The following is an 11,147-nucleotide window of genomic DNA, read 5'->3' as shown; positions in this document are numbered from 1 at the left end:
AGTGGATGGACGTGGTGAACACCAACCTCAACGCCTGCTTCAACGTCACCCGCCCATTGATCGAGGACATGCGTAGCCGCAAGTGGGGTCGCATCGTGCAGATCAGCTCCATCAACGGCCAGAAAGGCCAGTACGGCCAAGCCAACTACGCTGCCGCGAAGGCCGGCATGCATGGCTTCACCATCTCGCTGGCGCAGGAAAATGCGCGCTTCGGCATCACCGTCAACACTGTGTCCCCCGGCTATGTAGCCACCGATATGGTGATGGCCGTACCAGAAGAAGTCCGCGAGAAAATCGTGGCGCAGATTCCCGTCGGCCGTCTTGGCAAGCCGGAAGAAATCGCGCATGCCGTGGCGTTCTTTACGACCGAAGACGCCAGTTGGATCACCGGCGCGAACCTGGCGATCAACGGCGGGCATTACATGGGGTGGTGATCCCTCTGCGTGGACGGGAGGCCCGGGGCCTCCCGTCGCTCAAAGCGTAAAGCGCACGCCGAACATGGCCACGAACTGGTGCGGCGAGGAGGACGGCGTACCGTTTTGTGAGTCGCCCACCGACGCCACCGCATCAACGATGGCACTCATGCCATTGACCAGTCCAAGCGTCTCGCCACCGGCCGTTTGATACCCCTGCACGGCATAGAACGCGACGTACTTGGACAAGGTATACAGTTGCCCGGCCGAAAATTGATGGTAGTGCGCCGGATCACGCACGCCGTTGCGTGCTTCTTCTGCGGTATGGCTATAGCCACCTGCCAGCGTCAGCGACGGTGTCAATGCATAAGTGGAAACAAGACCCACCGTGTTGAACACCGCCGTTTGCTTGAAAAGCGAGGTTGCCGCGTCTGGTCGGTATTGCACATTCGAATAGCTGAGGCCAACCATCCGCTCGCCGGACGTATGGCGCGCCGCCGTGGCAAGTATTCGCGAGTTGTCCGCCGAGTTGTAACCACGGTTGATCGGGGCGTTATTGGCATACGTGGCAATCGCCTTGCGCTCCGGAATGTTGTGGAGGCCGATGTAGCCGGCCGACCAGGAGAATGCTTGATAGTCATAACGCACGGCCGCGCTCCACGTACTCCCGCGCGAAAGCCGCCCCGTAGCCCCGTCCATGCCGTACTGCAAGCCGGCTTGCCAGCCACCGAGCTTGGGCAGCGTGTAAGTAAGCGAATTGTTCAAGCGCAGGGTAGCGTCCATCGCATCGACATCGCCGGGATGGGCGCCCGTGGCGGCGGTCAGCGCTGGGGCCAGACCAAGCGCTCCTGTGTAGTGAAAGTACGGCGTGTATTGGCGACCAAGGCTAAGCGTGCCGTATTGTTTGTTGCTGACACCGACCAATGCCTGGCGATTGAACAAATAGCCGGGCGTACCGAATTTCCCCGCGATGGCATCGAAACCACTTTCGAGTCGAAACATCGCTTGCGTATCGGCGCTTAGATCCGCGCTGCCGAGCAAGCCGATCCGGTTGGCGGTCAGGCTGCCCTGACTGGTATAGATGTTCGAGCTACCACCTTGATTGCTCGAATAAGCCTTTGCCATGTCGAGCACGCCATAAAGCGAGATCGATGTTTTTTCGGAGGGATGAAACGCGACCTCTGCCGATACCTTCGGTGCAATGACCGCGAACGAAAGGGCGGTGCCGATACAAGCGACCGTGATATGAAATTTTGAGCGATCCACTTTCATCCTTGTATCCTCATGCTCAACGCGCCCAACCGGGTTGACCACTGCACCCATGCATGTGCCTCGTCATGGCTGGTGATCAACCGGGCAATAAAAATCAAAGCAGCATCGTTGCCGCACCGAGCAACACGTTGCAGTCAGATTTGCCCATTGCGCCATGTAGGAGATCTATCGTTGCAGTGCTGCTTTGCGACAGACCATCCTGCGCGAGCTGCCCATGATTAGTACGATTGCCCACAGCTTTTCGTACTAATCAACCTTCGAGGCTGGCGCATCATCGTGCAATCCCCGCAAACGCCGGTCTTCGCGAAACCATGTCCCCATGCAAGGCGATGGATGGTGCAAGCCCATATTGACGCCACCGCAACGTCGGGATATAGAAAAAAGCGGCACACGCGCCACGGTCACCGACCGGTCAATAGCGACAAGGACAGCACTCATGGACAACCGCACATCGTCGGCACTGCCTGCTTCGCACGCATCAGCCTCCCCACCCGTCACGGCAGACCCCACGATGGCGCCGACACGAAAGCGGTTCGTGATCATGGCGCTACTGTTCGTAACGGTCGTGATCAACTATCTCGACCGCAGCAATCTTTCGATCGCCGCCCCGGAGCTGTTCCGCGAGCTGGATATCGATCCGATACACGCAGGGCTTGTGTTCTCGGCATTCGGTTGGACCTATGCGCTCATGCAGGTTCCTGGCGGCTGGCTTGTCGACCGTGTTTCGCCGCGGGTGCTCTATGCGGTCGCACTCATCCTGTGGTCTGCCGCTACCGTGTTTCTCGGATTTGCCGGATCGTTCGTCGCACTGTTCGTGCTTCGTCTCGTCGTGGGCGCACTGGAGGCGCCGGCCTACCCGATCAACAATCGAGTCGTGACGGCATGGTTCCCAACGCGCGAGCGCGCCACGGCGATCGGCTTCTACACCTCTGGGCAGTTTGTCGGCCTCGCATTTCTTACACCCGTACTGGCATGGCTGCTGACAGCGATAGGTTGGCACATGGTGTTCGTCGCCACCGGTCTTGCAGGTATTGTCTGGGGCGTGCTCTGGTACGCCATCTATCGCGAGCCACGTGCGTTTCGCGGCGTCAATGAAGCCGAGATCGAGGTCATCCGCAGCGGCGGCGGACTGGTCGATCTGGGTGATACCCAACCTGCTGTAGAAGCCAGGCATACGTCTTCGACCTGGCGCGATCTTGGATTCGTCCTGGGCCGACGCAAACTTTGGGGAATCTATATCGGCCAGTTCGCGGTCAACTCGACGCTCTGGTTCTTTCTCACCTGGTTTCCGACTTATCTGGTGAAATATCGCGGCATGGACTTCATCAAGTCCGGCTTTCTTGCATCGCTGCCGTTCCTCGCCGCATTTGTCGGCGTGCTGAGTTCCGGGCTGCTGTCGGACTGGCTGATCCGCCAAGGCATTTCGCAGGGTGCCGCGCGCAAGCTGCCGATTATTTCTGGCTTGTTGATCTCGGCATCCATCATCGGCGCCAACTACGCGCAGTCGACCGAGTGGGTCATCGTCTTCATGTCCATTGCATTTTTCGGCAATGGTTTTGCGTCGATTACCTGGTCGCTGGTGTCTGGACTTGCACCTGCACGGCTTATCGGACTGACGGGTGGCGTGTTCAACCTGATCGGCAATCTGGCAGCCGTCGTCACACCACTGGTGATCGGCTTTCTCGTCACTGGCGCGGACTTCTCGAAAGCCATCACTTATATCGCGGCGATAGCAGTGCTTGGCACCTTGTCATATGTATTGCTGGTTGGAAAGGTTGAGCGCTTGGATGCGTAAGGTCAGCAGCAGGCAGGATCCTTGCCGCCCTGCCCGCTGTGATGGCGAACCAATGCTTTCTAACTCGATTTGGCGGTCTTTGGGTCTGCAAGCGGTACCGACATTTCATTTCTAAAAATATTCAGCGGATCCCACCTGAGCTTTGTATTCCTTAGTCTCGTTTCGATTCCTTCATCAGGAAAATAGATTTTTCGCCAATATGGATTCTTGCCCTGGTCCGGCAGGCCACGGTGATAAGTCATGTCGAGGTCGGGGTAGTTCAGGTAACACCCCTCAAAGTTTTCGTCGAGTGGGATAGCACCGGAATCGGCGAATGCCTTCACGAACAACTCGCGTATCCACTTGGCGTGTGCCTCGTCGGTCTTTTCGCCGGGCTCCGTCCAATAGGTCTGCGGTTGCCATTTCAGCACTGATGACCTTTGAGCAACGGAACTGTTTCGCTGAATCCCGTCACTTGCCTGATTGATCTTGCCGCCGTAGGACTGGATCTGTATCAGGCTTTGAGTCTGGTAATTTTCAGGATCGTCGCTCTTGAGCGCGGCCCAGATACCGTCGATGACGGTATCTGTGAAATCACCTTTCTGGTAGGCCGATTTGTATCGGCCGCGTTGGTTGGGGCCGGAACCATTGACCAGTTGGGTGAAAGGCAGCCAATCCATGGTCCTGGTAACTTCCAATGCATCGTGAGTATCAGCAATACGGCGTCCCGCAGGATCGGTACCACGCGGAATGTGATAGACCTCCGGCGGCGTCAGCAACTCTCGGGCGTTGGGAATCACTTGCAACATGGTCTGGACGAAATCAACGAATGGTTCCTGGTTATCGACTCCTCCACGCTGGTCGACATAATGGATCCCCAGGGTATGCGGCCCCGAATTGAAGTGCCGCAACTCGAGCTTCGTGGCCAGCCCCCAGGTCTCCGGCACCGTTTGATTTTCATCGAACCAGCGGTAGTACGCTCTCAGCACATTGCCGAGTGCGTCCTTATCGGCCAGCTGAAATTCCAATGGAAGCCAGAGGACTTCCCTTGGGGCTTCAGGCAGATCACTGAAGTAATAGCTCGTGATGATGCCGAATTGGCCGCCACCGGCCCCGCAACAGGCAGCGAACAGATCTAGGCTGTCTTGCGACGTGCTCTCACGCGAAACATGCGCTGCTCTTAGTCCCTTGCCACTGTCATCAGGAACCAATATGTCCACGCCGGCCAGCCAGTCGCATGTAAGGCCGTGCATTCGAGATAGAAAACCATATCCTCCGCCACAAATATGCCCACCAGCCCCTACTGAATAGCAAGACCCTCCGGGAATGGTCTTTCCGGTTTCTTTGTAAAGGGCAACGTAACCGTTCCAGTTTTGGTTGCCGGCCGCAACGCGAAACTTATAGCTAAATGGCAACTCCCCAAAAATGGGAGAAGCAACCCCTCCGTTCTCCCGATAATCCATGCCGGTCATCAGGCCGATGTCCAAAATGCACAAGACTTCGTTGTGATCACCTGGCATGCGGTTGGAAACGAAGCCTTCGTAGCAGTGACCGCCACTTCGCACGGTTATGCGTCCGTGTTCCATCGCAAGCGTTTCTTTGGCAGCCGCGATGATGTCATTCTCGGTGGAACATATATAAATGAAAGTCGCACCGTAGGGAGAAGCACGCCCCCCGAGGTTGTTACGGGGCCAGCGCAGGTTGAACCCTTTCTGCAGGGTGGCATAGCGAGGGTCGCGGTTATCGATTTTGATGAAAGCCATCTATCTCTCTCCTTGGAAGATGAAGCTTGTCTTTATCCGGAACGCGGTTCGTTCCGGACCACCTTTACAACGCACACAAGCAGTCCTGCCTGGACGTCGCCGGCTATCGAAACCTCACTGTGACGCTTGTTTTCTTGACGCTGGCTGGACTGACATCCTCAGCTCGCCGGCACACAGACATTCCATCCGGCTTTACGGTGTCGCCATGGGGGCTTGCGACACGATGCATCGACCACTTGTTGACAATCGTAGATATGGCGCTGCGAAAACCATGTCAAAGGGATCACGTTACGTATGCTGCGCAGTGCAAGAAGCCCCCGCATCCATGGGGCGGGGCCTGGGCCAGGAGAAATTTCAGGCCTTTTCCAGCAACTTCTCCATCACCCTGCCCACCGCCGCAAACGCAAACGCGCCGGTGACATGTGTAGCAGCACCCAGGCCACCGCCGCAGGCAAGGTTCAAGGAATCGCCGCCGGGCGGACGCGTGCCGCAGACGGTGCCATCCGGTTGCGGATACTGCACATTCTGCAGCGAATACACCGCCGAGACGCCGAAGTAGCGATCCGGGTTGCGTGGAAAGCCGAAATCCTGACGGAGCTTTTTGCGGATCAGGCTGAACATGGCATCGTGCTCGGTGCGCGAAAGATCGCGCACGCGAATCTGGGTGGGATCCGTGCGTCCACCCGCTGAGCCTACCGTCACCATCGGCAGCTTGCGGCGGCGGCACCAGGCGATGGCCTCCAGCTTCACGCGGAACGCATCGCAGGCATCCAGCACCACGTCGTAGCCGCGGTCCAGCAATTCATCCAGCGTGGCGGGCGTAAGAAACCGTTCGATCGCTTCCAGCCGGATGGCGGGGTTGATGGCGTGTGCGCGGGCCGCGATCACGCCCACTTTCGGCTTGCCGTACTCGCCGTCCAGCGCATGCAACTGGCGATTGGTGTTGGACACGCACACTTCATCTGCATCGATCAGCGTGAGCCTGCCTACGCCGGTGCGCGCCAACGCCTCGGCGGCCCAGGAGCCAACGCCGCCAATGCCGATCACGCAAACGTGCTTTTGCGCCAGCTTCGCCACGCTGCCGGCGCCGTACAGGCGCTCTACGCCATCGAAGCGCTCGGGGGGATACGCACCGCTCATGGGCAACCACCGATTACCGTGTCAGGAACGCAAGGGTTCACGCTGATACCTGGCTCAAAAGGACCGGCTTATTTTACCCGGGCTAAGGGAGCATAAAGCCGGGTCAGGTATTCTGCGCAGCCACTACCCTTGAGAGAGGACAGACAATGCGTGCAGCGCTTCTGATTGTGCTGGGTCTGGTTATCGGCATCCTTGGTACTGTGTTCGCCATGCGTGCGTTGAACGAGCGCAACCCCTTTCCGGAGGCATTGATGGTGACCATGGGTTTCCACCGCCACCAGCTGCAGCAAGCAGTGAAAGGGCAGCAATGTAGCGCGACGTCCAATCGCGATCAGTTGCAGCACATGCAGGTGATCGCCACGGATATCCCGGCTGCCTTTCCGGATGCGCCGCAAGCCTTCAAGGATCTGGCCGGCAAATTGCACACGGCCTTGCAGACGGCGGCCCAGTCGGCGCCCGCGGATTGCCCGGCCCTGGCCGCGGCGCTCAAGCCAGTGGACCAGGTTTGCCAGCAGTGCCACCAGCAATACCGCTGACGTAGCGTGGGATGACATCCCGGCAGCACAAAAAGCCACAAAGCGGGGACTGCCATCCCAGCCTGGGCGAGCTTAGTTGGCCTCGTCCTCGTCAGGGGCCGGAAACATCAGGATGGTGATTTCCTTGCCTTGTGGAATTTCCACTACTGGCGTTCCCAGGGCACCGATGCGATTTTTGAAATCCATCAAGTCTTCACGCTGACCGAGTGCCGATCGTCCATTGACGGCCCACACACGGCTACCTTGCCGCCAGCGTGCTACGGCTTCGTCGAGTTGCGACGTCACCATGGCGGTCGCATCGAGCGGCAACTCACCCTTCGGCTTCAGTGTCGAAAGCATGGTGAGTGCGTTGGGATCGGCGGTGAAAACGGTATCGCCAGGCCGCACGTTGGCGGTTAACGTGGCGGCTGCCATATCCCAGCGGGGCTTGGTTTCCATGCGATAGACCGGACCCAGGTTCACCGCGCCCAGCAGGCATAGCAGCGCGGTAGCCATGAACAACATACGGCGTGGCAGCAGGTCCGCGCCCAGACCCGCCAATACGAAGAACGGCGCCGCACTCCACAGTACGTAGCGCGGCAAAAGCATGGACTTGAACAAGGAAACACTCAGTATGAGCAGCGGCAGCATCAGCATGCTCAGTAACAGCACGCGGCCTTCCAGCCGCTTGTGCATACGAAACATGCCGGCGCAACCGGCCAGTGCCACCAGCGTGCCAAGTAACGGCACTGCGGTATGCATCAGATCGAACTTGATCACCGCCAGCATGCGCATTAGATAAACGCTGCCCACCACCACCCACAGGTGTTGCCAGCTGAGTGGTGGAATCCAGTCAAATTTCTGCAGCATATGGCCGTCACTGAATGCGAAGACCGCCGCGTAAAACGGTACGGTGCACGCGATGATCACCGCGCTGCTCCACCGCCAATGGCGGCCGAACGTGGCACGCATTCCTGAAGAGGGCGCAAGGCTGCGCCAGATCAGCCACAAGGAAAGATTGGAAGCCATCAACCAGGGCACGGCATCACCAAGCACGTCCAATGCTGCAATGGTGCCAAGCACGTAGGCGACCCACCCCGTTCGGTCCGCATCTACGCGGCCCATGTCGAGAGCCGCGCGTAGCGGATCTTGCGCAAGCCGCATCAAACCCCATAGCGCGGTCGTGATCAGCAAGGTTACCAGCGTATAGGAACGCGCTTCCTGTCCGTATTGCACTTGCAATGGTGACAGCGCCATCAGCAAGCCGGCCACGATGCCCGCGCTACGGCTGCCGAGGCGGGACGCAATGATGTACACCATGCCTACCGACATCGCTCCGAACAGCGCAGACGGAACGCGCACCCAGGCATCGCCCGAACCAAAGAACCACGAGAGCAACCGCAACAGCAGGAAATAAGTGGGCATGTGCCGATTGCTAAAACTGTCAGCAACCAGTCCGCTCAGGTCCAGGTGAACACGCTGCAGCGTCAGGACCTCGTCGAGCCACAGCGTTTGATGATCGATTCGGAACAAACGCGCTACCAAACTCAGCGCCACGAGTGCTAGCAGCCAGAACCGGTCGCCGCGCGTGATGGACGCAGCATGGCCGTCCAATGCATGACGGCGATACGGTGTCGCTGGGCGCATCGCGGAAGTAATGATCTCGTTCATGCGCTGACTATCCGTGGTCGAACCTGGCAGAGGACAGGGACTGTAACGTGCACCCTACCTATCGGTTGTCTCGCGCATATGACAGCTTGGTACATATTCAGCCGGAAAACCTTGCAGCTGTGACTTCCGGCATGCGCAACGTGTGAAGTCGCGACCCGCTTGCTCGTGCGCATGCCAGTCTTTACCTGTTTACAACACTTCGGAAGCGTGCGCGAAGCCTACGCCATTTAAGTGTCGCCTTAAATTTTCACTCTTCCGCGCAGTACGTCCCAGTACATCGCCCAATCACCCATCAGGCTGTACAGGGGATGGCGAAACGTAGCCGGCCTGTTCTTCTCGAACGCGAAGTGGCCGATCCATGCAAACCCGTAACCAACGACCGGCGCCAGCCACAGCCATGCCAGCCGGCTCGAAGCAAATGCAAGCACCACAACCAGCAATACCAGCGAACTGCCGATGAAATGCAGCCGGCGGCAACGCCGATCGCGATGCTCGTTGAGGTAGTACGGATAGAAATCACGAAAGCTGGCGAACGCGGACATGGCGATTTCCGTGGCGTTTTGTGCGGCCCAGGGTAAGCCCGGGCCACCGCCCTTGCACGCTGTGGGACGTCAGGCCGGCAGCGGGATGAATTCCTCTTCGTCGCCGGTCACCTTGCTGAATCGCTGTCCCACCCAATCCGCTTTGGCCTGCTCGATGCGTTCGAGCGAGCTCGACACGAAATTCCACCAAAGATGCCGCTCGCCATCCAGCGGCGCACCGCCAAACAGCATCAGGCGGCTGCGGTTTTTTGCCTTGACGATGGGAGCCGAAGGCCCGGCCTGCACCGCCATCTGCGCGGACGCGATGTCGAGATCACCCCAGCTGACTAGGCCGTCAACGACGTGCACGCCGCGCTCGGCATGCTCTTCGGGCAGCGCTATCTCAGCGCCAGCCTCGAGCTTGGCTTCGATAAAGAACATCGGCGCAAACACTTTTACCGGCGAGGCGCTGCCGTAGGCCGTGCCGGCGATCAGCACAAGCTCCGCGCCGGGTTGGCGAATTCGCGGCAGGCTGTCGGCATCGTGGTGATGGAACTCTGGCGCCGTCTCTTCGTGATCACGCGGCAAGGCCACCCAGACTTGAATGCCATGCATGCGCTGGCCGGTACGGCGCGCCTCCGGCGGCGTGCGTTCCGAATGCGTGATACCGCGCCCGGCCGTCATCCAGTTCACGGCACCGGGAGTGATGTCCGCCAGGCTGCCAACACTGTCGCGATGGCGGATGCTGCCCTCGAACAGCCAGGTGACGGTGGCCAGGCCGATATGCGGATGCGGCCGCACATCCATGCCTTTGCCGGGGGCGAAATCCACCGGCCCCATGTGGTCGTAGAACACGAACGGGCCAACGTGGCGCGCCGCAAGCACCGGCAGCATGCGTCGCACGGTGAAGCCATCGCCAAGGTCGTGCAAGCGGCTTTTGTCGATCAGAGTCGGGACATTCTGCACGTGCGGATTCCGGTTACCAGGCGCGTTGATATTGCATCGGTGGCGTGACGGTTGCACCCAATTCCTGCGCGGCGCGACGCGGAAAGTAAGGATCGCGCAGACTGGCGCGCGCGATCAGCACCACGTCGGCCGCGCCGCCGGCAATGATGCCATCGGCCTGCGCAGGCTCGGTAATCAGGCCGACCGCGCCGGTGGCGATGCCGGCTTCCTGTCGAATACGTGCGGCGAACGGCACCTGGTAACCAGGGCCCAGCGGAATCTTGACGTGCGGCACCAGGCCGCCGCTGGAGACGTCGACCAGATCGACTCCCAAACCGGAAAGCTCACCCGCCAGGCGCACGCTCTCGTCGATGCTCCAGCCGAGATCGGCCCAGTCGGTGGCCGAAATGCGCAGCCAGAGCGGCAGCTCATCCGGCCATACTTCACGCACGGCCGCGATGACTTCGCACACCAGGCGCGTGCGGTTTTCGAAACTGCCGCCGTATTCGTCGCTGCGATGATTGCTCAGTGGCGACATGAATTGATGCAGCAGGTATCCATGCGCGCCATGCAGCTCGATCAGCTTGAAGCCGGCGTCCTTGGCGCGCACCGCAGCGGCGCGAAAATCCGCGATGACCTTGCGGATGCCATCGATATCCAACGCCCGCGGCACATGCCAATCGTGATCGAACGGAATGGCGGAAGGCGCCACGGTCTGCCATGCGCCGTGTTCCGCCGGTAGCGATCCACCGCCCTCCCAAGGCCGCCAGGCACTGGCCTTGCGGCCGGCATGCGCCAATTGCACGCCCGGCACCGTCCCGTGCTCAGTCATGAAGGCGACGATTGGACGCCACGCTTCAACCTGTGCGTCATTCCAGATGCCAGTGTCATGCGCGGAAATGCGTCCCTCTGGCGAAATTGCGGTGGCCTCCGTGATCACCGCACCGGCGCCGCCTACGGCGCGACTGCCCAGATGCACCATGTGCCACGCGTTCGGCACGCCATCCTGCGCCGAGTACTCGCACATCGGCGATACCACGATGCGGTTGCGCAAGGTCTGGCTTCGTTGGGTATACGGTTCGAACAGCTTCATCGTAGTACCGTCGTGACAAATGAAACCCGGTACATGGCGG

General features: G+C 59.6%; 10 protein-coding genes. 3 read left to right on the top strand and 7 right to left on the bottom strand.

All coding sequences use genetic code 11. The features are described from left to right. Nucleotides 1–434, top strand: a 434-nt coding sequence (locus V7M64_RS05565) for an SDR family oxidoreductase (protein ID WP_333677635.1), incomplete at its 5' end; no start/stop codon positions are given. A 39-nt stretch (nt 435–473) separates the two neighbouring features. On the opposite strand, the gene V7M64_RS05560 is transcribed toward V7M64_RS05565, so the two are convergent. Then, nucleotides 474–1,685: a porin gene (locus V7M64_RS05560; RefSeq protein ID WP_333677634.1), complete on the bottom strand. Its 1,212-nt coding sequence runs from the start codon at nt 1,683–1,685 to the stop codon at nt 474–476. 436 nt (nt 1,686–2,121) lie between these two features. Between V7M64_RS05560 and V7M64_RS05555 the strand changes: the two genes are divergently transcribed. Beyond that, entirely contained in the window at nt 2,122–3,480 is a 1,359-nt protein-coding gene (locus V7M64_RS05555) for an MFS transporter (protein ID WP_333677632.1), read from the top strand. 59 nt (nt 3,481–3,539) lie between these two features. Here V7M64_RS05555 and V7M64_RS05550 read toward each other — a convergent pair whose 3' ends face one another. Further along, complete coding sequence (locus V7M64_RS05550) at nt 3,540–5,222, bottom strand: BBE domain-containing protein (RefSeq protein ID WP_333677631.1); 1,683 nt, start codon at nt 5,220–5,222, stop codon at nt 3,540–3,542. A gap of 354 nt (nt 5,223–5,576) precedes the next feature. Further along, entirely contained in the window at nt 5,577–6,362 is a 786-nt protein-coding gene (locus V7M64_RS05545; protein WP_333677628.1) for a tRNA threonylcarbamoyladenosine dehydratase, read from the bottom strand. A 146-nt stretch (nt 6,363–6,508) separates the two neighbouring features. On the opposite strand from V7M64_RS05545, the gene V7M64_RS05540 reads away from it, so the two are divergent. After that, complete coding sequence (locus tag V7M64_RS05540; RefSeq protein ID WP_333677627.1) at nt 6,509–6,898, top strand: cytochrome C; 390 nt, start codon at nt 6,509–6,511, stop codon at nt 6,896–6,898. Between the two features lie 72 nt (nt 6,899–6,970). Here V7M64_RS05540 and V7M64_RS05535 read toward each other — a convergent pair whose 3' ends face one another. From V7M64_RS05535 to V7M64_RS05520, 4 genes are all read right to left on the bottom strand, one after another. Further along, on the bottom strand, nt 6,971–8,548 hold the full coding sequence (locus tag V7M64_RS05535) for a glycosyltransferase family 39 protein (protein ID WP_333677625.1): 1,578 nt from the start codon (nt 8,546–8,548) through the stop codon (nt 6,971–6,973). A 239-nt stretch (nt 8,549–8,787) separates the two neighbouring features. After that, complete coding sequence (locus V7M64_RS05530) at nt 8,788–9,090, bottom strand: DUF962 domain-containing protein (RefSeq protein WP_333677624.1); 303 nt, start codon at nt 9,088–9,090, stop codon at nt 8,788–8,790. Between the two features lie 69 nt (nt 9,091–9,159). Next, nucleotides 9,160–10,035, bottom strand: coding sequence for a pirin family protein (locus V7M64_RS05525; protein ID WP_333677623.1), 876 nt, complete (start codon nt 10,033–10,035; stop codon nt 9,160–9,162). Between the two features lie 13 nt (nt 10,036–10,048). Further along, nucleotides 10,049–11,107 carry an NADH:flavin oxidoreductase/NADH oxidase gene (locus V7M64_RS05520; protein WP_333677621.1) on the bottom strand — a complete coding sequence of 353 codons (1,059 nt, stop codon included), beginning with the start codon at nt 11,105–11,107 and terminating at the stop codon, nt 10,049–10,051. Nucleotides 11,108–11,147: the final 40 nt, after the last annotated feature.

The organism is Dyella sp., from assembly GCF_036746095.1.
Classification (GTDB): domain Bacteria; phylum Pseudomonadota; class Gammaproteobacteria; order Xanthomonadales; family Rhodanobacteraceae; genus Dyella_B.
The sequence above is the reverse complement of the archived record's forward strand: the minus strand, read 5'-3'. Positions and strand labels throughout refer to the sequence as shown.

Coding starts and splice junctions, on each gene's coding strand:
- V7M64_RS05560 (WP_333677634.1), bottom strand. CDS start 1,685: ATGAAAGTGGATCGCTCAAAATTTCATATCACGGTCGCTTGTATCGGC.
- V7M64_RS05555 (WP_333677632.1), top strand. CDS start 2,122: ATGGACAACCGCACATCGTCGGCACTGCCTGCTTCGCACGCATCAGCC.
- V7M64_RS05550 (WP_333677631.1), bottom strand. CDS start 5,222: ATGGCTTTCATCAAAATCGATAACCGCGACCCTCGCTATGCCACCCTG.
- V7M64_RS05545 (WP_333677628.1), bottom strand. CDS start 6,362: ATGAGCGGTGCGTATCCCCCCGAGCGCTTCGATGGCGTAGAGCGCCTG.
- V7M64_RS05540 (WP_333677627.1), top strand. CDS start 6,509: ATGCGTGCAGCGCTTCTGATTGTGCTGGGTCTGGTTATCGGCATCCTT.
- V7M64_RS05535 (WP_333677625.1), bottom strand. CDS start 8,548: ATGAACGAGATCATTACTTCCGCGATGCGCCCAGCGACACCGTATCGC.
- V7M64_RS05530 (WP_333677624.1), bottom strand. CDS start 9,090: ATGTCCGCGTTCGCCAGCTTTCGTGATTTCTATCCGTACTACCTCAAC.
- V7M64_RS05520 (WP_333677621.1), bottom strand. CDS start 11,107: ATGAAGCTGTTCGAACCGTATACCCAACGAAGCCAGACCTTGCGCAAC.